The following is a 21,279-nucleotide window of genomic DNA, read 5'->3' on the forward strand; positions in this document are numbered from 1 at the left end:
GCCTAGCCGAGCGAGCGGCGCGGCTGCTCCGGCGCCAGCGGCCAGGGATTGTCCGGACGCTGCGGCAGGCGCAGGCGGCTGCCACCCTTCAGCGAAGCCAGCGGCTGGATCGCGTCCATATGGCCGCCGAGCGCCTCATAGTCGGTCAGGCTCATGGTGAATTCGAGCGGTGCGACCAGCGCCGGCGTCGGCACATAGCCGAAGGCGTTCTCGGGCAAGCGGGTGACGTCGACCATGAAGGTGATGCCGCCGCCCGGCCAGATATAGACGGGTGCGCCACCGCAGGTGACATAGGTCAGCGCGTCCTTGACCGAGCGGGTCAGGCGCACCGGATTCTCGGTGACGCCGGCACGCAGCGAGCCGCCGGCGCCGCCGATGAACAGCACGGTGGAGAGCGCCGGCTCGCAATTCTCGGCGATGCGCTCGACCGGCTCGACCAGCGGCTGCGGCATCTGCATCTCGACCGGAGCGAGGTTCTCGTCGAGCTCGTAATAGGCGGCGTGCTCGCCGGTGGTCGAGACCATCAGCAGGCGCAGCCCGGGATAGGCGACCTTCGGATCGAAGGGCCCGAGAATGGTCAGGGGGTCGCTGATATTGGTGCCGCCCCAGCCGGTGCCGGGTTGCGCCACCTGGAAATAGCGGCCGGGCGTCGAGCGCCGGCCCTTCATCTTGATGCCGGTGCCGGCCATGCCGAGCAGCTTGCCGGCCTGGTGCTCGGAGAGCACACCGGTGATGTGATCGTCGACGACCACGACCTCGTCGACCTTGCCATGCCATTGCTTGGCAAAGATGCCGATCGTCGCCGAGCCGCAGCCGACGCGCATCCGGCTCTCCTGGATGCCGTTGACGATCGGCGGCTTGCCAGCCTGGACGATCACGGTCTCGCCCTCGTCGATGGTGAGCTCGACCGCCTTGCCATTGCTGAGCTGGAGCAGCGCGTCGCAGGTGACGCGGCCCTCCTTCTTCGAGCCGCCGGTGAGGTGGTGGACACCGCCGAGCGAGAGCATCTGCGAGCCGTATTCGCCGGTGGTGACGTGGCCGATCGCCTCCCCCTCGACGCGGACCGTCGCCTGCTCCGGGCCGAGGAAGCGATCGGTGTCGATCTTCACCTTGACGCCGCAATAGCTGAAGATGCCTTCGGTCACGACGGTGACCATGTCGACGCCGTCGACCTGCGAGGAGACGATGAACGGGGCGGGCTTGTAATCAGGATAGGTGGTGCCGGCGCCGATCGCGGTGATGAAGGTGCCCTGCTGGTGGACGATCTCGCCGTCCCACTCGCGGCTGCCGGCAAAGGGAACGACCTCGCCGCCATGCTCCAGCGTGCGCTCGAGCACGATATGCGGCTCCATCCGCACCAGCTCGCCATCGACATTGCCGTAACGATCGCAGGCGCCGACGGCGCCCGGCTTGATGAAGCACATCACCGGGCAGGCATCGCAGCGGATCTTGTCGTCCGCGACCGGGCTCGCTTCGTCCAGCGCCATGCTTGATCCTCCCGCAGAGCGGGTCTTAAGGATTTTGTTTGTGTACAAACGATACTGGCGCGCCTCTTAGAGCAAGTCAAGACAGCGGCGAGGCATGGGACGGCACCCAATCTAGGCCGGATTTCCGGATTGGCCTACATCGTCCGCCATTGCGGCGGCGACTGTACTGGCCAATCGACGGAAAAGAGGCCGCGTCAAGCCAAATCTTGCATACAAGATTATTTGCGAGGCGGCCAAGACGGTTTTCTACCCCGCCGAGATGACCTTCCCATGACGCGATTGGCGGTTGCAAGCACGGCCTCGATGGCGCATTGACAGCCAAATTTCCCCGCTGCTATTGTTTGCATACAAACATGTTTGAAGCGGCAATGCCGCGGGAGAGAGGGCCCTTCCATGTATGACGTCTTCGCCACGGACCGCCTGATCGACCACTGGCTGGTCGAGGACATCGGCGCCTGCGACCTCACCGTCCAGGTGATGATCGAGCCCGGCGAGACCGGCAAGTTCCACATGAACGCCCGCGAGCCGATGATCGTCGCCGGTGTCGAGGTCGCGGCCCGGGTGTTCAAGCGCTACGACCCCGAGCTCAAGGTCACCCTGCGCGTCAAGGATGGCGACAAGGTCGAGAAGGGCGCGATCCTGGTCGAGATCGAGGGCTCGGCCCGCAGCGTGCTCACTGCCGAGCGCACCGCGCTCAACATCGCCCAGCGCCTCTCCGGCATCGCCAACGAGACCGCCCGCTATGCCGCCGCCATGGCCGGCAGCAAGGCGCGGCTGATCGACACCCGCAAGACCACGCCCGGCCTGCGCATGATGGAGAAGCACGCCGTGACCTGCGGCGGTGGCCTCAACCACCGTCTTGGCCTCGACAATGGCGTGATGATCAAGGACAACCACATCGCCGTCTGCGGCAGCATCACCGCCGCCGTCGAGCGCGCCCGCAAGAAGCTGCCGGTGCTGACCAAGCTCGAGGTCGAATGCGACCGGCTGGAGCAGGTCGAGGAAGCCGCCAAGGCCGGCGCCGACGTGATCATGCTCGACAATATGTCGGTCGCCGACATGACCAAGGCGGTCGAGCTGATCGCCGGCCGCGCCAAGGTCGAGGCCTCCGGCGGCATCAACATCGACACCATCGGCCCGATCTCCCGGACCGGTGTCGACTACATCTCGACCAGCAAGATCACCCAGTCGGCGCCGGCGGTGGACATCGGCCTCGACGAAGCCTGAGCAGGACTGCGGCCAGGGAATGCGGCAAGGCACCTTCTTCCTCGTCGTCGGCCCGAGCGGAGCCGGCAAGGACTCGCTGATCGACGGCGCCCGCACCCTGCTGGAGCCGACGGGGCGCTATGTCTTCGCGCGGCGCGTCGTCACCCGCCCGGCCGGCTCGCCGGGCGAGGACCATGAGGCGGCGACGGACGAGGCCTTCGACGCGCGCGAGGCCAGGGGCGATTTCCTGATCACCTGGGGCGCCCATGGCCTGCGCTACGGCCTGCCGGCTGAGCTGAAGCGGCTGGTCGAAGCCGGCCGCAATGTCATCGCCAACGGCTCGCGCGCCACGATCGCGGCGCTCGCCGGCCACCTCCCGCGCTTCGTCGTGGTCGAGGTCACCGCGCCGCCCGAGGTGCTCGCCGCCCGCATCGCCGGGCGCGGACGCGAGAGCGGCGAGGCCATCGAGAAGCGCCTGTCACGCACGGTCGAGCCACGCCCGGAAGGGATCCGGGCGGCGACAATCTGCAACGACCAGAGCGTCGAGATCGGCATCGAGCGCTTCGTCGCCGCGGTCGAGGCCGCCGCCAACACGATGCGCCTGCGCCGCCTGCCGCTGTTCGCGGGACGGGCGCATTGCGCCTACCTCCCGGCCAAGGGCGAGATCGTCAACGGCTTCGACTATCTTGGGCCGGGAAGGGTCGAGATTTCCGGTGTCGGTGCCAGCATTCGCTCGAATGTACAGGTGGTCGACGCACCCACGGTGCTCGCCGGCGACGAGATCGGCCTCTCGGCCGAGGCCTTCGACGAACTCGGCCTGGCCGAAGGCAGCGAGGTCACGATCCGGCGCACGCCCTCGCCGGAGAGCCGCGCTGCGCTGACCCGCAAGATCCAGGGCGGCGAGCTCACGGAAGCGCAGTACCACACGCTGATCCGCGACATCGTCGAGGCCCGCTATCCCGATGGCGAGGTCGCGGCCTTCCTGGTCGCGGCAACGCAAAAACTCTCCGATGACGAGGTCATCGCGCTGGCGCGGGTGCGCACCCGCTTCGCGCAGAAGATCACCTGGCCGGACAAGATCGTCGTCGACAAGCATTCGATGGGCGGCATTCCCGGCAGCCGGATCACGCTGATCGTCGTGCCGATCGTCGCGGCCCACGGCGCCTTCCTGATACCGAAGACCTCGTCGCGCGCGATCACCTCGGCAGCGGGCACGGCCGATGCGATGGAGGCGCTCGCCCGTGTCGAGCTCAACCCGGCCGAACTGCGCGCCTGCGTGGAAAAGGCGCGCGGCTCGATCGCCTGGAACGGCCGGCTCAACCATTCCGTCGTCGATGACGTGATGAACGCGATCACGCGGCCGCTCGGCATCGATTCCAATCGCTGGTCGGTCGCCTCGATCCTGTCGAAGAAGCTCACCGCCGGCTCGACCCATGTCATCGTCGACCTGCCCTATGGCCCACGCGCCAAGCTGAAGAGCGAGGCGGAAGCCGCCGAGCTGGCGCAATTGTTCGAGACGGTCGGCAGCGGGCTCGGCCTCGTCGTCAACGCCTTCCCGACCGATGGCAGCCGCCCGATCGGGCGCGGCATCGGCCCGGCGCTGGAATGCCGCGATGTCGGCTGGGTTCTCGACAACGACCCGCAGGCACCAACCGACCTGGTCGAGAAAGCGCTGTTCTTCGCCAGCCGCATCCTGGCCTGGGACCCGGCGCTCGGCTCGGTCGCGGCCGGGCGAGAGCGGGCTGAAGGATTGCTGCGCTCGGGCTCGGCGCGTGCCGCCTTCGAGCGGATCATCGATGCGCAGGGGCGGCGCGAGCCACCGGTCGCTCCGGGGCTGCTGGTCCATACGGTGCGCTCGCCCAAGGCCGGGGTCGTCACCGAGATCGATGGCTGGGCGGTCGCCGGGATCGCAAGGCGCGCCGGCGCCCCCTTCGACAAGGCGGCAGGCATCGATTTGCGCCGCCATGTCGGTGACCACGTGGCGGTAGGCGATCCGCTCTTTGCCATCCACGCCAGCGCCTCGAGCGATCTCGACGAGGCGAAGGCGATGGCTGAGAGCTGCGAGTGCTATGTGATCAGCTAGCGGCCACGCCTCAGCGCAACTGCTTCAGCAAGGCGATCAGCGTCGCCCGCTGGTTGGTCGCGAGCGGCGCCAGCGTCACCTTGGTCACCGTTTCTGCCTTCGGCAGCAATTCGCGGGTGTAGTCGACACCGGCCGGGCTGAGTTCGACGATGAGGCGGCGGCCATCCTCGGGATCCGGCTTGGTCTGGACCAGCTTGCGCTTGAGCAGGCGGTCGACCACGCCCTTGATCGTGGCGGCGTCCATGGCGGTCTGGCGTCCCAGCAGGTTCTGCGAGGAGCCACCGTCCTGATAGAGTCGCGCCAGCACCGCCCATTGCGTCGGCGTCAGGTCGCTGCCCATGATTTCGTTGAAGATCGAGACATGGCGCTGCGCCGCCTGGCGCATGATGAAGCCGACCTGCTCGGTGAGGTCGTACCCCTCCTCGGCAGACTCGGGCGTCTCGGCCGCAGTACTCGGTCGCGCCATCGCTGATCCTCGTTCGTATACGAACGATATTCCTAGAGCATCTTCCCGGAAATTGGGACCCAGTTTTGCGATTGGTTAGATCGTTGTCCAGCGTCCCTCGCGGAAACTCCGGGCGGCGGCATCGACCGTGCGCTCGATGTGCAGACCCGCCTCGAAATCGAGCAGATGCGCGGGCTCGCCGGCGATCGCGCGAAGCAGCTCGCGGCATTCGATGATCTTGAGCTCGTTGAAGCCGAGACCATGGCCGGGCGCCGGAATGAAGCGGCCATAAGGCTCGTGCGCCGGTGCGCTCAGGATGCGGCGAAAGCCCTGGACGTCAGCGGCACCCTCGACGGTGTAGAGCTCGATCTCGTTCATCCGCTCCTGGTCATAGGCGATCGTGCCCTTCGCGCCGAAGACCTGCAGGGCGATCCGCCCCTTACGGCCCCAGGCCGAGCGGTTGAGGGCGACGAGGCCGGAGGCGCCAGAGGACAGGCGTAGCAGCAGCGTGGCTATGTCGTGGGTCTCGACCGCGCGCTGGCCGCCGACCGCAAGCGGGCGGTTGGCATAGGGCTTTGCCATGTCGGCCATGACAGCCTCGACTTCTCCGAGCAGCACCTTGATCAGCGAGAAAGCATGCACACCGAAATCGTCGAGCGCGCCATGGCCCGACGCGGATTCGCTCTTCCAGGAGAACAGCGCGCCGGCATCGGCCATGAAATCCTCGTCCATCTCGACGCGGGCATGGTTGACCGGCCCGATCGTACCGTCGGCGATCAGGCGCTGCGCCAGCCGAATCGCCGGGTTCTGGATATAGTTGTAGCCGAGGGCAGCGACCGTGCCGGCCGCCTTCGCCGCCGCCAGCATCGCCTGCGCATCGGCGAGGCTCGTCGCCATCGGCTTCTCGCACCAGACATGCTTGCCGGCCTTCAGCGCCGCGATCGCCATTTCCGCATGGAAGGCGTTCGGCGTGGTGATCGAGACGACATCGACATCGGGATGGGCGATCAGCGCCTTCCAATCGGCGGTCGCTTCGGCAAAGCCGAACTCGCCGGCCCGCTGCGCCGCCAGGGCGTCGTCGACCTCGCAGAGCACCGCGAGCTTGGGTCGCGACACGTCGCCGAAGACCGGCGCGACCGCATTCCAGGCCAGGGCATGGCACTTGCCCATATAGCCGGTGCCGATCAGGCCGACGCCGAACGCGCGCATGAGCAATCTCCGTAGCGAAGAGGAAGGAAGGACCGGATGATAGTCAGCCGTCAGACCGTGCCGCCGAGCTCCTCCGAGACCGCCTGCAATTCCTTGCCGCCGGCCATCAGGTTCTGCAGCTCGTCCATGGCGATGCCGGACTTGGCGTAGGTGCCGAGCGTCTTGCCGCGATTGAGCACGGTGAAGCGATCGCCGACGGCATAGGCGTGGCGGACGTTGTGGGTGATGAAGATCACGCCCAGCCCCTTGGCTCGCACCAGGTTGATGTATTTCAGCACCATCGAGGTCTGGGCGACGCCGAGCGCCGAAGTCGGCTCGTCCAAAATCAGCACCTTGGCACCAAAATAGACGGCGCGGGCGATGGCTACGCATTGGCGCTCGCCGCCCGAGAGCGTGCCGACCGCCTGATGCGGGTCGCGGATGTCGATGCCGATCCTGTGCATCTCGTCGCGCGTCACCGCATGGGCGAGGTCGAAATCGATCCATTTCAGCGGGCCGAAGCCACGGATCGGCTCGCGGCCCATGAAGAAATTCCGCGTGATCGACATCAGCGGGATCATCGCCAGGTCCTGGTAGACCGTGGCGATGCCGGCATCGAGCGCATCGCGCGGGCTGGAGAAGGCGACGGGGCGGCCCTCGACCAGGAACTCGCCCGAACTCGGCTTATGACAGCCCGACAGCGTCTTGATCAGCGTCGACTTGCCGGCGCCGTTGTCGCCGAGCAGGCAGAGCACCTCGCCAGCGGAGACCTTGAGCGAGACGCCCGAGAGCGCGATCACCGAGCCGAAATGCTTGACGATGTCGCGGACCTCGATGAGAGGGGCTTGTGCCGGAGCTGCGGTCGTCATGTCAGCGCTCCCCTGTCGCCTTGCGGCGGATGAAATTGTTGAAGAGAACGGCGAGCAGCAGCATGCCGCCGAGGAAGACCTGGAACCAGTCGCTGTCGAAGCTGGTGTAGGTCAGGCCGATCGAGACCATGCCGAAGATGATCGCGCCGAAGAAGGCGCCGATCGCCGAGCCATAGCCACCGGTGAGCAGGCAGCCACCGATGACGGCCGCGATGATCGCCTCGAACTCCTTCTGGAAGCCGCGGCGGGCATCGGTCGAGCCGGCGTCGAGCACGGTCAGGATGGCGACGAGGGTGGCGGCGCAGGCGGTCAGCACGAACAGCGTCGTCTTGACCATGTTGACGGGAACGCCGGAATTGCGGGCCGCGTTGGGATCGCCGCCGGCGGCGAAGATCCAGTTGCCGAAGCGGGTGCGCAAGAGGACATAGGTCGCTAGCGCGGCGATGGCGAGGAACCAGAGCACCCCGACGGGGACGCCGGTCACGGTCGGCGTGCCGTTCGGGAACTTGGCGATCAGGTTGGCCTGCGCCAGCCAGGCGAACAGCCCCTCCAGCGCCTGGCCGGAAAAGAGCTCACGCACCACGCCTGCGCCCGCCTTCTCGCCGATCCCGCGCAACTGCGTCGAGCCGCCGGTCGCCCATTTCAGCCCGACCAGCGAGAGCCCGCGCAGGATGAAGAGGAAAGCGAGGGTGACGATGAAGGAAGGCAGGCGCGTCCTGATGACGATCTGCCCGTTCACCGCGCCCATCAGCCCGGCGAAGACGAAGGTCGCGACGATCGCCGCCAGCAGAGGCAGGTCGCCGACGACAACCAGCGCGCCGAAGACGAGGCCGGAAAAGGCGATCATCGAACCGATCGAGAGGTCGAACTCGCCGCCGATCATCAAAAGCGCCGCCGCGATGGCGAGGATGCCGAGCTGCGAGGCCGGCGAGAGCACCGTCATAACCCCGGCGAGGGTGAACATCGCCGGATTGGCGGTGAGGCCGAAGAAGACGGTGACCAGGACGAGGCCAGCGACCGCGCCAAGCTCGGGCCGACGCATCAGCCGGGCGATCAGCGAGACGCGGCGCAGGCGCTCGTCGCGGGCCTCTGCGGCCGGGTCAGTGGGACGGGACGCACCCGCGGCGAGATCGGCGGTCGACGTCGTCATGGCGCGCACCTTCAGCTTCTGAACCGTCCGGGGAGGAAGCGGCGACGCTGGAGGCGCCGCCGCAGAGCGCTCAGCGGATGCCCTTGGCCGAGAGGTCGACGACCTGGGCCGCCTTCTCCTTGGTGACGAGGTTCGGGCCGGAGGGGACGTTGCCGCCGGGCACGAGGCCGTATTCGGCGTTGAGCGCCAGGAAGGCGACCGGGAGATAGCCCTGCAGGAACTGCTGCTGGTCGATGCCGAAGGCCGCTTCGCCGGCCACGATCGCCTTGAGGAAGTTGGCCGAGAGATCGAAGGTCGCGACGCGGACGCTGGCGATCTTGCCGGCTTCCTTGACGCCCGCCAGGGTGGGCTCGCCGCCGAGCGAGGCGCTCAGCGCCATCACCGTGTCGACGCTGGCGTCGGACAGCGCCGCCTTGACCTTGGAGCGGATCTCGGACGGGTCGTTCGAGACCGGCAGCACGGTGACCTTGCCCTTGAAGCCTTCGGCAAAACCCTTGCAGCGCAGGTCGAGCGCGACATTGCCGACCTCGTGATTGACGCAGACGCCGACCTTGCCGCCCATGCTGGCGAGCTTCTCGCCGGCGGCCTTGCCCGCGTCGAACTCGTCCTGGCCGACATGCAGGAGGGCGCCGAGCTTCTTCGAGACGTCGGAGCCCGAGTTCATCGAGATCACCGGGATGCCGGCGGCGACCGCCTTCTGGATCGACGGGCCGAGCGCCGAGGCGTCGGGGATCGAGACGACGAGGCCGGCCGGCTTCTGGTTCACCGCAGCATCGATCAACTGGCTCATCGCCACCATGTCGAAGGTCTCCGGGGCGCGATAGTCGACCGCGACTTTCAGATCGGCCGCCGCCTTGGCGACGCCGTTCTTGACCACCGACCAGAACGGGTCGGCAGCCTGACCATGGCTGACAACGATGATCCTGGTCTGCTGCGCGACGCTCGGCGTCGCCCCCGCGACCGCGATGGCGGCGGCAGCAATCATCCCTGCGAGAAAACGCTTCATCTCATCCTCCCTTGCGGGGATGTTCCCCGCTTTCGTTGTTCGGTCCGATCGGGCGCGATCGGCCGGTTTTCGGGCGATTTGGCCGGCCGCGAAGCGTCGCGAACTGCCTGGGATGGCGAAGGAAGGGGGACACGCCAAAGCGCGGCCACCGACTCTGCGCTTCATTCAAAACGAAACAAAAAAACCGTTTTTAATATTCAATGGAACAATCATTCCATTGCGCATGCACGCCTGTCAAGCGCCTTCTGCGCCGATGACATACCGAAGCGTGTGGCGGCCCGTGCCACCCGGACCGGAGAAACCCATCACCAATATCGATTTGCCAGGACCGGTCCGGCGCCTCGATTGTCGCGGATCGAAGCGGCGCGCTCAGCGTCCGGAATCAGGGGAATCTCATGGGCCTGCCAGCGACCGCGCGCATCGATATCGGGCGCTTCTGGACAACGATCGAGCGTTCGGCCGAGATCGGCGTCGGCCGGCCGGGCGGGCTGTCACGGCTGGCGCTCGGCGATGCCGACCGGGAGGTCCGCGACGTCTTCATCGACTGGTGCCGGCAGGCTGGCCTCGCCGTCCGCATCGACGGCATCGGCAACATCTTCGCGCGCCGGGCCGGAGAGGACGACAGCCTGCCGCCGGTGGTGATGGGCAGCCATCTCGATACGCAGGTGAATGGCGGGCGCTTCGACGGTATCGCCGGCGTGCTCGGTGGCCTTGAGGTCTGCCGCACACTCGATCAGCTCGGCCATCGCACCAGGCGGCCGATCGAGGTGGTCAACTGGACCAATGAGGAGGGCGGACGCTTCTCGCCGCCCATGGTCGGCTCCGGCTGCTTCACCGGCGCCTATACGCTCGACTGGGCGCTGGGCCGGCGCGACGACGACGGCAGGACGATCGGCGAGGAGCTCGACCGGATCGGCTATCGCGGTGAGATGGAGGCGGCGCCCCATCCCTTCGACGCCTATGTCGAATTCCATATCGAGCAGGGGCCGATCCTCGACCGCGAGGGCATGCAGGTCGGTGTCGTCACCGGCGGCTACGCCAGCACCGGCATGCTGGTCGAATTCCGGGGGGAGACCGCCCATACCGGCCCGTGGCCGATGGAGCGGCGCCGGAATGCGCTGATCGCCGGAGCGCGCCTGCTGGTCGCGGTCGACGATCTCGGCTGGGAGCATGCCGGCAGCGGCGGCAAGGCGACGGCCTCGCGGCTGGTGGCATGGCCGAACAAGCCGGGCATCCTCTCCGACTGGGCGCAGGCGACCTGCGACGTCCGCCATGCCGACCCGGAGGCGGCCGCCGTAATGGCCGAGCGCGTGCGCCGTGCCGTCCATGAGGCCGCGGCGCGGGCCGATTGCACGGCCGAGATCCTCGATGTCTGGAACTGGGGCGGCAAGGTTTTTGCCGACGAGCTGATCGAGCAGGTCCGCTCGACCTCGCTCGGCCTCGGCTACCGCACGCGAGATATTCTGAGCCAGGCCGGGCACGACGCCTATTTCGTCGCCCACCATGCGCCGGCGACGATGATCTTCGCGCCCTGCAAGGGCGGAATCACCCACAATAATCAGGAATTGTGCACGCCGGATGATCTCGAGCCCGGCCTCAACGTGCTGCTGCACACGGTGGTGGCGCGAGCGGATCGCTGACTCCGTGAGGCGCTCCGCAAGGCGACGATCCATCCCCGGTGGAAGCACGGCTGACCCGCTTCACCGGAAGGTGAGCCAGCCTTGACCCTGCGGCCGGCCGTTCATAGCTTCAGCGGTGAATAGCGGCGTTGTTGCCGCAAGCGAATCGAAAGGCGGAAAGCCATGGCGACGACCAAAGTGACCGATGCGAGCTTCGAGGCCGACGTGCTGAAGTCGAGCGAGCCGGTGGTGGTGGATTTCTGGGCCGAGTGGTGCGGCCCCTGCCGGATGATCGGCCCGGCGCTCGAGGAGATCGCCGGCGAGCTCGACGGCAAGGTCAAGATCGTCAAGATGAACGTCGACGAGAACCAGCAGATCCCGGCGCAGTTCGGCATCCGTTCGATCCCGACCCTGATGCTGTTCAAGGACGGCAAGCTGGCTTCGCAGAAGGTCGGCGCCGCCCCCAAGAGCGATCTGTCGCGCTGGATCTCGGCGGCGGTCTGATCCGGCAGGTTCGGTAGAATCAAGAAGGCCCGCCCTCGCTGAGGGCGGGCCTTCTTCGTTTCAGGCTATGCGCAGATTACTTCGTGCGGTTGTCGAGTGCGAGGGCACCAGCGCCGGCGAAAACCAGATAGAAGAAGACGAAGCAGTAAAGGATCGCCGCGTCGCCGCCATTGGCGACGGGGTAGAAGCTCTTCGGCGCGTGGCCCATCCAGTAGGCGAAGGCCATCTGGCCCGACAGGATGAAGGCGACGATTCGAGTTTGGAAGCCGACCAGGATCAGCAGGCCGCCAACGAGCTCAAGCACGCCCGCAAACCAGTAAAGTGAGAACACCGGCGGCAAGGAGCCGCTCGGCGGCATGATTGGAAAGCCGAACAGCTTCTGCGTGCCGTGGGCGATGAAGATCAGCGCGGTTGCTATGCGCAGCAGCCCGAGCGCATAGGGCGCGAAGCGGTTCAGGGAGTTGAGAGCCTGCATGGGCGGGTTGCCTTCCGTCCGGTTTGAAAGAGTCTAAGCTATTGTGTTTGCTGGCGAAGAACAGAACCTGCGCCTGACGCGCTTGTCCCTGTGCAAGGAAAGCCGATCAAGTCACATTTTCGTTTGCAGTGCAGCAAAATCCCCGCGCGGCAAATCCGCAACAGCGACGGTCTCGTTCACCATTGCGGAAAATTCGCCGAAACCGGGCTTAACCACCCCTTAAAAGCGCCATGTTTGAATCCTGTCTGGAAAATGCCGGGCTGCGGATCGCGGCGCGGTAGCGGGGCCTGAACGGGGCGGGATGAACGATCGGTCGAAACGAGGCGGTGAGCGGCGCGAGCCGTCCTTCGAGCGTGCGCGCGACGATTACGAGCGCGACGACGGCGATCTGCGTCTCTCTGCCGAGGACCGCCCCTATCGTGGAGGAAGGAATCCGGTGGCACCGCGCCAGCAACCGCGCCGCCAGCAGAACGAGCGCAGCAACAAGGGTGGTCGCAAGCCGCGCCGCAAGCGCGGCTCCTTCCTTGGCCGCATCTTCTACTGGGGCGTCGTCATGGGGCTCTGGGCAGTGCTCGCCGTCGGCGGCCTCGTCGCCTATCACGCCGCGCAATTGCCGCCGATCGACCAGCTCACCGTGCCGAAGCGGCCGCCGAACATCGCGATCCTCGCGGCTGACGGCACACTGCTCGCCAATCGCGGCGAGACCGGCGGGCGCACCATCACCATCGGCGAAGTCCCGCCCTATCTGCCGAAGGCCTTCGTCGCGATCGAGGACCGGCGCTTCTACGAGCATTTCGGCATCGACCCGATCGGCCTCGGCCGCGCCATCGTCAACAACCTGAGCAAGCGCGGCGGCGTCCAGGGCGGCTCGACCCTGACCCAGCAGCTCGCCAAGAACCTGTTCCTGACGCAGGAACGCACGGCGGCACGCAAGATCCAGGAAGCGATCCTCTCGCTCTGGCTGGAGCGGACCTACACCAAGGACCAGATCCTCGAACTCTATCTCAATCGCGTCTATTTCGGCTCGGGCGCTTATGGTGTCGAGGCCGCGGCGCAGCGCTATTTCAACAAGTCGGCGCGTTCGGTCTCGGTCGCCGAGGCGGCCATGCTCGCCGGTCTCGTCCAGGCGCCATCACGCCTCGCGCCCAACCGCAACCCGGACGCCGCCGAGAAGCGCGCCCAGCTAGTGATCTCGGCGATGGCCGAGCAGGGCCTGATCTCGCAGGCCACGGCCAAGACCGCGCTCGGCGCGCCGGCCGAGGTGCCAGAGCGCGTCGGCGCCGGCTCGGTCAACTACGCCGCCGACTATGTCATGGACGTGCTCGACGACTTCATCGGCGCGATCGAGGGTGACGTCACCGTGCTGACCACGATCGACACCAGGCTGCAGAGCTCGGCGGAGAACATCCTGGTCGAGGCTCTTTCGGCGCAGGGCGCCAAGCTCAACGCCTCGCAGGGCGCGGTGGTCTCGCTGGCGCCGGACGGGGCGATCCGCGCCTTGATCGGTGGGCGCGACTACACCAAGAGCCAGTTCAACCGCGCCACGGCCGCGCATCGCCAGCCGGGCTCGTCCTTCAAGCCGTTCGTCTATCTCACCGCGCTCGAGAAGGGCATGACGCCGGATACGATCCGGGACGACTCGCCCGTCTCGATCAAGGGCTGGGAACCGGAGAACTATTCGCGCAGCTTCCGCGGCCCCGTCACGTTGCAGACCGCCTTCGCCCATTCGCTGAACACGGTCGTGGCGCGCCTGATCCAGGAGGTCACGCCGCGCGAGGTCGTGCGCACCGCCCAGCGCCTCGGCATCAACTCGTCCTTGCAAGCCAATCCGTCGTTGTCGCTCGGCACTTCGGAGGTCACGCCGCTGGAGATGACTGCCGCCTATGCCAGCTTCGCCAATGGCGGCCAGTCGGTGCTCCCCTATGTGATCCGCGAGGTCAAATCGACCAGCGGCAAGGTCGTCTACGCCCGCAAGGCGAACAATTTCGGCCCGGTGATCCAGCCGCAGACGCTCTCGATGATGAATTCGATGTTCCATGCGGTGATGACCGGCGGAACCGGCAGCAAGGTCAACATTCCCGGCTGGGAAGTCGGCGGCAAGTCGGGCACGACGCAGGATTATCGCGACGCCTGGTTCATCGGCTTTACCGGCCGCCTCGTCACCGCCGTCTGGGTCGGCAATGACGACAATTCGACGATGAAGCGCGTCACCGGCGCTGGCCTGCCGGCCGAGATCTGGGGCAAGTACATGAAGGCGGCCCATGCCGGCCAGCAACCGATCCAGTTGCCGGGCGGGCTCTGGCAGTCGGCGCCGAAGTCGATCTTCGACGGCGGCGAGCCGGTCGCCGGCGTCGCGCCCTCGCCGCGGACGCAGCCGGCCGCTTCGAGCGATCGCGCCTGGGTCCCGCCGGCGCCGCAGGAGAAGAACTTCCTCGAGCGCCTGTTCGGCGGCTGACGCCTTACGTCCCGCGTGGCTTGGCGCGGGTCGTCGGCGCCGCCGCGGCCGGATCGTCCGGCCAGGGATGGCGGGGGTAGCGCCCTTTCATCTCGCTCTTCACCGCAGACCAGGAACCACGCCAGAAGCCCGGCAGGTCGCGGGTGATCTGGATCGGCCGGTGTCCGGGCGAGAGCAGTTCCAGCACCAGCGGTACCCGCCCGCCGGCGAGCGAAGGGTGCTGCGCCAGCCCGAACAGCTCCTGCACCCGGACCGAGATCGTGGGCCCGGCCTCGGCGCCATAATCGACCGCAAGCTGCGAGCCGGTCGGCGCGGCAAAATGCGTCGGCGCCTCCGCGTCGAGCCTCCGCTTCAGCTCCCAGGGCAACAGGGTCGACAGCGCCGCGTCGAGATCGCCCGGCGTGATCGCCGAGAGCGAGCTCCGCCCGACGATGTGCGGCGCCAACCAGTCCACGGCCGTCTCGGCAAGGCCGTTATCCGACAGGTCCGGCCAGCCGGCCGCCTCGCCCTCCGCCGCGCGCAGGAAGGCGACGCGCTCGCGCAATTGCGCCTGCGCCTTGCCCCAGGGCAGCGCGTCGATGCCGATGATGGCGATCCCCTTCGCCAGCACTTCGGCATTTTCGGGTGAGGCCTCGACCGGCAAGGGCCGCTCGGCCAGCACCAGCGAGCCGTATTTTCGGGCGGCGCGGGCCCGCAGCGCCTTTGCCTGCCGGTCGAAAACGGTTTCGCTGCGCTCCGACAGGCCGATCCGGATCAGGCCGGAGGCGGCGAGCGCCGCGATCTCGGCCTCGCTGATCGCGACGGCGCTGAGGATGCGGGCCTGCTGGGCGCTTCCCGTCATCTCGCCGATAACGAGATAGGGCTCGCGCGCCAGTCTCTGGCCAGGTTCAAGCGCCGCGCCCCGGCCATTGGCGAGGAGATACTGTCCGGAGCCGGGCTGGCGCGCCTTGGCGACGCGGTCGGGGAAGGCGAGGCCGAGCAGGAAGCCCGGCGAAAGCGCCTGCTCGGCGCCCGCCTTCACCTTGCTCACCGCTTGCCTGGCCCAGCCTTCGGCGAGACGGCGCATGTCGGCGGCGCGGCCGCCGCGCTCGCGGCCGAACCGCTCCAGCCGCTCAGCAAGGTCGACCGCATCGCCGCCCAATCCACGCTCGACCAGCAGCGCCGCCAGCAAGGCGGCCGGCTCGGCCTGGCGATGATGCGCGGCGCCGACGACCATATGCGCCAGCCGCGGCGGCAGCGGCAGGCCCTGCAGCGCCCTGCCGTCCTCGGTGATGCGCCCGTCCGGATCGAGCGCATCGAGGTCATTGAGGAGCGCGCGCGCCTCCTTCAGCGCCGGCACCGGCGGCGGATCGAGGAAGGCGAGCGTGGTCGGATCGGAGACGCCCCAGGCAGCGCAGTCGAGCAGCAACGGGGCGAGGTCGGCCGATAGGATCTCGGGCCGAGCAAAGGCTTCGAGCGCGCCATTCGCCGCCTCCTCCCAGAGCCGGTAGCAGATGCCGGGCTCCGTCCGGCCGGCGCGGCCTCTGCGCTGGTCGCAGGCCGCCCGGCTGGCGCGCTGGGTGACGAGGCGGGTGACGCCGATATCGGGCTCGTAGAGCGGCACGCGGGCAAGGCCGGAATCGATCACCACCCGCACGCCCTCGATCGTCAGCGAGGTCTCGGCAATCGAGGTCGCCAGCACGACCTTGCGCTTGCCCTTGGGCGCCGGCAGCACGGCGCGGTCCTGCTCGGCCTGATCGAGCGCGCCGTAGAGCGGCGCGATCTCGATGGATGCATCTCGGATCTTCTCGCGCAGGCGCTCCTCGACCCGGCGGATCTCGCCTTGGCCGGGCAGGAAGACGAGCAGGGAGCCGGGCTGCTCGTTCAGAGCCTGCAGCACGGCCTCGCTGACCTGATCCTCGATCCGCTTGAGCGGGTCGCGACCGAGATAGCGCGTCTCGATCGGATAGGCGCGGCCCTCGCTCTCGATCACCGGGGCGTCGCCCAGCAGCCTGGCGACCCGCGCGCCGTCCAGCGTCGCCGACATCACCAGGATGCGCAGGTCCTCACGCAGCCCGGCCTGCGCATCGAGCGCCAATGCGAGGCCGAAATCAGCATCGAGCGAGCGCTCGTGGAACTCGTCGAACAGCACAGCCGCGACGCCGTCGAGTGCGGGGTCGTCGAGGATCATCCTTGCGAAGACGCCTTCGGTGACGACCTCGATCCGCGTTTTCGGCCCGATCTTGGAGCCGAGCCGGACCCGCAGGCCGACCGTCTCGCCGACGCGCTCGCCCAGCGTCTGCGCCATGCGGTTGGCCGCACCGCGCGCCGCCAGGCGCCGCGGCTCCAGCACGATCAGCTTGCCGCCTTTGCTGTCATTATGCGCCCAGGGCTCGTCCAGCAGCGCGAGTGGCACGCGCGTCGTCTTGCCGGCGCCGGGCGGGGCAACGAGCACAGCGTTCGGCGTCTCGCGCAGCGAAGCGGCGAGGGCATCGAGAACCGCGTCGATCGGAAGGGCTGTGTCGAAGGCGCGCATGCGCCTGCGATGTGACGCAGGCAGCGGCGTGGTGCAAGCCGGTTCAGGCCGCCTGCTGCAATCCGACCTCGAACGGCGTCATGCTGACCGTGCCGGCCTTCACCGAGACCAGCGTGTTGCACGGCAGCGCCTGCCAGCAATCGCGGGCGGCATCGACCGGCTCGGAGGCGATCACCACCGCATCGCCGCGATCGCAAAGATAGAGCGTCGGCGGCTTCGTGTCCGAGGACCAGCGCACTGCGTGGATCGTCTCGCCATCGGCCAGCGCGGCGGCGCAGCGCAATGGCTCGCGCACGCCGGCCTCCTGCATCAGCGCGAGAGCATCGCCGAGCGCGCCCGCCAGGGCATCGCCCGGCGCAGCGCCTTCGGCGATGCGGGCCAGCGCCAGCAGGAACAGCGCTTCGGAATCAGTGGTGCCGACGCGGGCGTCATAGAGCGCATCGGGGATCAGGCTTTCGAGCCGGCGCTTGATCACGGCATAGCCGCCGATCTGGCCGTTATGCATGAACAGATGCCGGCCATGGACGAAGGGGTGACAGTTCGCCCGCGTCGAGGCCGTGCCGGTCGCGGCGCGCACATGCGCGAAGAACAGGTGCGAGCGCACTAGGCGCGCGATCGAGAGCAGGTTCTCATCCGACCAGGCCGGCCTGATCTCGCGATACTGGCCGGGCTCGGCCCGCTCGCCATACCAGCCGACGCCGAAGCCGTCGCCATTGGTGCCGGTTTTGGCCTCCTCGGCATGCAGCGACTGGTGGATCAGCGAATGGCAGGGCGAGGCGATGAAGTCCTCAAGGAAGACCGGAGCGCCGGCATAGGCGAGGAAACGGCACATGGTGGTCCCGAATCAGCTGCGGGCGGGACGCCGCAGGAGAAGATTATTCCATGAGAATGAATGCCGGCATAATGGTGGCGGTCGCCCGGTTGTCGCTCCCATAGCCTTGCTATAACCCTCGCAACGATGGGTTGACGACGACGTTCCGCGGCAAGCGGGCGGGGGGAAGGGCTGATCTTGATGCTGACGAAGCTTGCCGGCGCGGCGCTCCTGTTCGCCCTTTTCCCCGAGGCCGCTTTCGCTGCCGGCGACATCGGCGGTGCGACCATGGGCGTCGCCTGGGCCCTGCCCTTCGCCGGCATGCTGCTCTCGATCGCGCTCGGCCCAGTGCTGTTCCCGCATTTCTGGGAGCTGAACTACGGCAAGTTCGCCGCCTTCTGGGCCGTGCTGGTGGTGGTGCCGCTCGTCCTGTTCCGCGGCGTCGACCCGGCACTCGGCGCGCTCCTGCACACTGCGCTGCTCGACTACATCCCCTTCATCATCCTGCTCTTCGCGCTGTTCACCATCGCCGGCGGCATCCTGATCACCGGCAACCTGCACGGCACGCCGGCGACCAACACCGCCCTGCTCGCGATCGGCACGCTGCTGGCAAGCTTCGTCGGCACCACCGGCGCCTCGATCATCATGATCCGGCCCGTCCTGCGGGCCAACGACAACCGGCGCTTCAACGTCCATGTCGTCGTCTTCTTCATCTTCCTGGTCTCGAATATCGGGGGCTCGCTGACGCCGCTCGGCGACCCGCCGCTCTTCCTCGGCTTCCTGCGCGGCGTCTCCTTCTTCTGGACGACGACGCATCTGCTGCCGGAAACGCTGACCGCGGTCGTGATCCTGCTCGCCGTATTCTACGCGCTCGACAGCTGGTTCTTCCGCAAGGAAGAGAATTTCCCGCCGCTGCGCGACCCGACGCCGGACCGGGCCATCAAGCTCTTCGGCAAGATCAACGTCCTCCTGCTCGCCGGCGTCATCCTCGCCATCCTGATGTCGGCGAGCTGGAAGCCGGGCGTCGCCTTCACTATCCACGGCATCGCCGTCGAATGGCAGAATCTGGCGCGCGACCTCATCCTGCTGGCGCTGGCCGGCGTCTCGCTCGTCCTGACGCCGAAGCCGGTGCGCGCCGGCAACGAATTCAGCTGGGGGCCGATCAAGGAGGTCGCCAAGCTCTTTGCCGGCATCTTCGCCTGCATCATCCCGGTGCTGGCGATGCTCCAGGCCGGCCGCAACGGCGCCTTCGCGCCGCTGGTTGCCCTCGTCAGCAATGCCGATGGCAGCGCCAACAACACAGCCTATTTCTGGCTGACCGGCGCGCTCTCCTCCTTCCTCGACAATGCCCCGACCTATCTCGTCTTCTTCGAGCTCGCCGGCGGCGATCCCAAGGTGCTGATGACGACGGGAGCCCTGACTCTGACCGCGATCTCGGCCGGCGCCGTGTTCATGGGCGCCAACTCCTATATCGGCAACGCCCCGAACTTCATGGTCTACGCCATCGCCAAGGACCGGAAGGTCGCGATGCCGAGCTTCTTCGGCTACATGCTCTGGTCGGGCGCGATCCTGATCCCGCTCTTCCTGCTGCAGACGCTGATCTTCTTCCGCTAGAAGACGCTCCGATCGGGCACCGCTCCCGATCAAGCGCTCGGGGACGGGTTCCTCAGGGCGGCTGTCAGGCGCTGCTGCCAGCGGGCCGCCTCATCGGCGTCTGCGAAATCCGTCATCTCCAGCCAACGCCTTTCGCCCGGCAATGCGAGGCCGAGCACCGGATAGGGTCCGTCCTCGGCCTCCCGCATCTCGAGCGAGGGCGCGCCTATCGCGGAGAACGCATATTCGGCGCGGCCCCGAGCGAGCGGTCCGCGGGTCGAGACCACGAGCACGCGCCGGACGAGGCCGAACTCCAGCGTCCTCACGCTGCCGAGGGCGGCGGCCAGAGCGAACACGCCGAACGTCAGCAGCGCGAGCCCGGTGAAGACCGTCAGGGCGAAGGACAGGCTCCACTGCGGCACTGCGATGGAGATCATCGCGGCCGGTCCCAGCACCGCCAGAACGGCGCCGAGCACGCCGATGAAGATCCGCGCTCCAAGGGAGAGATGCTCGCGATAGACGATGATGCCGGCAGCTTCCGAAATCGCCATTCGCCCGCTCCCGTGCCCGATACCGCCTGCCGAGACTATGGGCTGCAGAGCGCCGCCGGCAATCGCCTCGACAGTTTCGCTCCGCCGGCCTAAACCCGCCTCGCCGAAGGACAACCGCCCTACCATGCCCCTGCGCCCCGACACGCTGGCGATGACCGCCGTCCTCGCCATGCTGACGGCGCTCGGCCCGCTCTCGACCGATTTCTATCTGCCCTCCCTGCCCGAGATCGCGCGGGTGATGGGCACGGATTTCGCCGGCGCACAGGCGACGCTCTCGGCCTTCCTGTTCGGCTATGCCGCCGGCCAGATCATCTGGGGTCCGCTCTCGGACCGGCTCGGCCGCCGTCCGGTGCTGATGATCGGCCTCGGCCTGTTCATCGCCACCACGCTCGCCTGCGCCTTTGCGCCCTCGATCGAGGCGCTGATCGGCGCCCGTTTTGCCCAGGCGGTCGGTGCCTCCGGGCCGATCGTGCTCGGCCGTGCCATGGTGCGCGATCTCTATGAGGGGCCACGCGCCGGTCGCGAACTCGCCCGGATGGGCATGATCATGGGCCTCGTCCCGGCGATCGCGCCCGTGCTCGGCGGCCTGCTGCAGAACGCCTTCGGCTGGCGCTCGACCTTCCTGGCCTCGCTGGTCTTCGCGCTCACCATGCTCGCCATCATCGCGACGATCATGCCGGAGACGCTGCGCCAGCGCTCACCGGACGGCCTGTCGCTGCCCGCGATCTTCCGCGGCTACAGGCTGCTGCTGCGCAACCGCGCCTACCGGGTCTATGTCGCCCTGACCTCGCTGGCCTATGCCGGCCTCTTCGCCTTCATCTCCGGCTCGTCCTTCGTGCTGATGGGGGTCTACGGCCTGTCGGCGCCGGCTTATGGCCTGTCCTTCGGCTGCGCCGTGCTCGGCTTCATCCTGGGCACGATCATCGCGCAGCGCCTGGTCGGTCGCCGCGGCCTCGACGGGGTGATCGGGCTCGGGGTCGTCTGCCTTGCCGCCGGCGGGCTCGCCATGCTGGCCGGGGTCGCCACCGGCTTTGGCGGGCCGTTCGGGGTCATCGCGCCGATGGCGCTCTATGCCTGCGGCATCGGCCTCGTCATGCCGCAGGCACAGGCCTCGGCGATGATGCCATTCCCGGACCGGGCCGGCGCGGCCTCCTCGCTGACCGGCCTGTGCCAGATGCTGCTCGCGGCCTGCGTCGGCCTGCTGGTCGGCCATCTGCTCAAGGGTACCGCGCTGCCTTTGCCGATCGTGATGTCGGTGATCGGCGTGGCGACGCTGGTTCTCTTCCACGCCAGCGCCGGGATCCGCGCCGGCAAGGCCTGAC

General features: G+C 67.7%; 17 protein-coding genes. 7 read left to right on the top strand and 10 right to left on the bottom strand.

What is annotated here, in order from left to right:
• Positions 1-2: 2 nt before the first annotated feature.
• Positions 3-1,487: a 6-hydroxynicotinate reductase gene (locus VGV58_RS23275; RefSeq protein ID WP_326876432.1), complete on the bottom strand. Its 1,485-nt coding sequence runs from the start codon at positions 1,485-1,487 to the stop codon at positions 3-5.
• 393 nt (positions 1,488-1,880) lie between these two features.
• Between VGV58_RS23275 and nadC the strand changes: the two genes are divergently transcribed.
• The gene (gene nadC, locus VGV58_RS23280) at positions 1,881-2,714 is read left to right on the top strand and encodes a carboxylating nicotinate-nucleotide diphosphorylase (RefSeq protein ID WP_326876433.1); all 834 of its coding nucleotides are present in this window, start codon (positions 1,881-1,883) and stop codon (positions 2,712-2,714) included.
• 19 nt (positions 2,715-2,733) lie between these two features.
• Positions 2,734-4,776, top strand: a complete 2,043-nt coding sequence (gene phnN, locus VGV58_RS23285) for a phosphonate metabolism protein/1,5-bisphosphokinase (PRPP-forming) PhnN (protein ID WP_326876434.1) — start codon at positions 2,734-2,736, stop codon at positions 4,774-4,776.
• A 10-nt stretch (positions 4,777-4,786) separates the two neighbouring features.
• Here the strand turns inward: phnN and VGV58_RS23290 are convergent, their stop codons facing one another.
• The 5 genes from VGV58_RS23290 to VGV58_RS23310 all read right to left on the bottom strand — a co-directional run bounded on the left by VGV58_RS23290 (position 4,787) and on the right by VGV58_RS23310 (position 9,434).
• Complete coding sequence (locus VGV58_RS23290) at positions 4,787-5,242, bottom strand: MarR family winged helix-turn-helix transcriptional regulator (protein ID WP_326876435.1); 456 nt, start codon at positions 5,240-5,242, stop codon at positions 4,787-4,789.
• 75 nt (positions 5,243-5,317) lie between these two features.
• A complete protein-coding gene (locus VGV58_RS23295) occupies positions 5,318-6,430 on the bottom strand; it encodes a Gfo/Idh/MocA family protein (RefSeq protein WP_326876436.1) in 1,113 nt (370 codons plus the stop codon).
• Between the two features lie 50 nt (positions 6,431-6,480).
• On the bottom strand, positions 6,481-7,278 hold the full coding sequence (locus tag VGV58_RS23300) for an ATP-binding cassette domain-containing protein (RefSeq protein ID WP_326876437.1): 798 nt from the start codon (positions 7,276-7,278) through the stop codon (positions 6,481-6,483).
• Position 7,279: 1 nt separating this feature from the next.
• Positions 7,280-8,428, bottom strand: a complete 1,149-nt coding sequence (locus VGV58_RS23305; RefSeq protein ID WP_326876438.1) for an ABC transporter permease — start codon at positions 8,426-8,428, stop codon at positions 7,280-7,282.
• Between the two features lie 70 nt (positions 8,429-8,498).
• Positions 8,499-9,434, bottom strand: a complete 936-nt coding sequence (locus VGV58_RS23310; protein WP_414644070.1) for a sugar ABC transporter substrate-binding protein — start codon at positions 9,432-9,434, stop codon at positions 8,499-8,501.
• A gap of 395 nt (positions 9,435-9,829) precedes the next feature.
• On the opposite strand from VGV58_RS23310, the gene VGV58_RS23315 reads away from it, so the two are divergent.
• A complete protein-coding gene (locus VGV58_RS23315; RefSeq protein ID WP_326876439.1) occupies positions 9,830-11,074 on the top strand; it encodes a Zn-dependent hydrolase in 1,245 nt (414 codons plus the stop codon).
• Positions 11,075-11,236: 162 nt separating this feature from the next.
• Positions 11,237-11,557, top strand: a complete 321-nt coding sequence (gene trxA / locus VGV58_RS23320) for a thioredoxin (protein WP_137883921.1) — start codon at positions 11,237-11,239, stop codon at positions 11,555-11,557.
• 76 nt (positions 11,558-11,633) lie between these two features.
• Here the strand turns inward: trxA and VGV58_RS23325 are convergent, their stop codons facing one another.
• Positions 11,634-12,032, bottom strand: coding sequence for a DoxX family protein (locus VGV58_RS23325; protein ID WP_326876440.1), 399 nt, complete (start codon positions 12,030-12,032; stop codon positions 11,634-11,636).
• 301 nt (positions 12,033-12,333) lie between these two features.
• Between VGV58_RS23325 and VGV58_RS23330 the strand changes: the two genes are divergently transcribed.
• Positions 12,334-14,487, top strand: a complete 2,154-nt coding sequence (locus VGV58_RS23330) for a transglycosylase domain-containing protein (RefSeq protein ID WP_326876441.1) — start codon at positions 12,334-12,336, stop codon at positions 14,485-14,487.
• A gap of 4 nt (positions 14,488-14,491) precedes the next feature.
• Here VGV58_RS23330 and hrpB read toward each other — a convergent pair whose 3' ends face one another.
• A complete protein-coding gene (gene hrpB, locus VGV58_RS23335; protein ID WP_326876442.1) occupies positions 14,492-17,002 on the bottom strand; it encodes an ATP-dependent helicase HrpB in 2,511 nt (836 codons plus the stop codon).
• A gap of 43 nt (positions 17,003-17,045) precedes the next feature.
• A complete protein-coding gene (locus tag VGV58_RS23340) occupies positions 17,046-17,834 on the bottom strand; it encodes a class II glutamine amidotransferase (protein WP_326876443.1) in 789 nt (262 codons plus the stop codon).
• A 180-nt stretch (positions 17,835-18,014) separates the two neighbouring features.
• Between VGV58_RS23340 and VGV58_RS23345 the strand changes: the two genes are divergently transcribed.
• Positions 18,015-19,427, top strand: coding sequence for a sodium:proton antiporter (locus VGV58_RS23345; protein ID WP_326876444.1), 1,413 nt, complete (start codon positions 18,015-18,017; stop codon positions 19,425-19,427).
• Positions 19,428-19,456: 29 nt separating this feature from the next.
• Here VGV58_RS23345 and VGV58_RS23350 read toward each other — a convergent pair whose 3' ends face one another.
• Positions 19,457-19,957: a hypothetical protein gene (locus VGV58_RS23350; RefSeq protein ID WP_326876445.1), complete on the bottom strand. Its 501-nt coding sequence runs from the start codon at positions 19,955-19,957 to the stop codon at positions 19,457-19,459.
• A gap of 124 nt (positions 19,958-20,081) precedes the next feature.
• Here VGV58_RS23350 and VGV58_RS23355 point away from each other — a divergent pair, with 124 nt between their 5' ends.
• Positions 20,082-21,278 (top strand): multidrug effflux MFS transporter, encoded by a 1,197-nt coding sequence (locus VGV58_RS23355; RefSeq protein ID WP_326876446.1) that lies wholly within the window; start codon positions 20,082-20,084, stop codon positions 21,276-21,278.
• Position 21,279 lies beyond the last annotated feature (1 nt).

It is taken from the genome of Allobosea sp., from assembly GCF_035944895.1.
In the GTDB taxonomy this organism is placed as follows: domain Bacteria; phylum Pseudomonadota; class Alphaproteobacteria; order Rhizobiales; family Beijerinckiaceae; genus Allobosea.

What these genes read in the sequence shown, in the direction of transcription:
- VGV58_RS23275 (WP_326876432.1), bottom strand. Translation starts at nt 1,487, where the DNA reads ATGGCGCTGGACGAAGCGAGCCCGGTCGCGGACGACAAGATCCGCTGC.
- nadC (WP_326876433.1), top strand. Translation starts at nt 1,881, where the DNA reads ATGTATGACGTCTTCGCCACGGACCGCCTGATCGACCACTGGCTGGTC.
- phnN (WP_326876434.1), top strand. Translation starts at nt 2,734, where the DNA reads ATGCGGCAAGGCACCTTCTTCCTCGTCGTCGGCCCGAGCGGAGCCGGC.
- VGV58_RS23290 (WP_326876435.1), bottom strand. Translation starts at nt 5,242, where the DNA reads ATGGCGCGACCGAGTACTGCGGCCGAGACGCCCGAGTCTGCCGAGGAG.
- VGV58_RS23295 (WP_326876436.1), bottom strand. Translation starts at nt 6,430, where the DNA reads ATGCGCGCGTTCGGCGTCGGCCTGATCGGCACCGGCTATATGGGCAAG.
- VGV58_RS23300 (WP_326876437.1), bottom strand. Translation starts at nt 7,278, where the DNA reads ATGACGACCGCAGCTCCGGCACAAGCCCCTCTCATCGAGGTCCGCGAC.
- VGV58_RS23305 (WP_326876438.1), bottom strand. Translation starts at nt 8,428, where the DNA reads ATGACGACGTCGACCGCCGATCTCGCCGCGGGTGCGTCCCGTCCCACT.
- VGV58_RS23310 (WP_414644070.1), bottom strand. Translation starts at nt 9,434, where the DNA reads ATGAAGCGTTTTCTCGCAGGGATGATTGCTGCCGCCGCCATCGCGGTC.
- VGV58_RS23315 (WP_326876439.1), top strand. Translation starts at nt 9,830, where the DNA reads ATGGGCCTGCCAGCGACCGCGCGCATCGATATCGGGCGCTTCTGGACA.
- trxA (WP_137883921.1), top strand. Translation starts at nt 11,237, where the DNA reads ATGGCGACGACCAAAGTGACCGATGCGAGCTTCGAGGCCGACGTGCTG.
- VGV58_RS23325 (WP_326876440.1), bottom strand. Translation starts at nt 12,032, where the DNA reads ATGCAGGCTCTCAACTCCCTGAACCGCTTCGCGCCCTATGCGCTCGGG.
- VGV58_RS23330 (WP_326876441.1), top strand. Translation starts at nt 12,334, where the DNA reads ATGAACGATCGGTCGAAACGAGGCGGTGAGCGGCGCGAGCCGTCCTTC.
- hrpB (WP_326876442.1), bottom strand. Translation starts at nt 17,002, where the DNA reads ATGCGCGCCTTCGACACAGCCCTTCCGATCGACGCGGTTCTCGATGCC.
- VGV58_RS23340 (WP_326876443.1), bottom strand. Translation starts at nt 17,834, where the DNA reads ATGTGCCGTTTCCTCGCCTATGCCGGCGCTCCGGTCTTCCTTGAGGAC.
- VGV58_RS23345 (WP_326876444.1), top strand. Translation starts at nt 18,015, where the DNA reads ATGCTGACGAAGCTTGCCGGCGCGGCGCTCCTGTTCGCCCTTTTCCCC.
- VGV58_RS23350 (WP_326876445.1), bottom strand. Translation starts at nt 19,957, where the DNA reads ATGGCGATTTCGGAAGCTGCCGGCATCATCGTCTATCGCGAGCATCTC.
- VGV58_RS23355 (WP_326876446.1), top strand. Translation starts at nt 20,082, where the DNA reads ATGCCCCTGCGCCCCGACACGCTGGCGATGACCGCCGTCCTCGCCATG.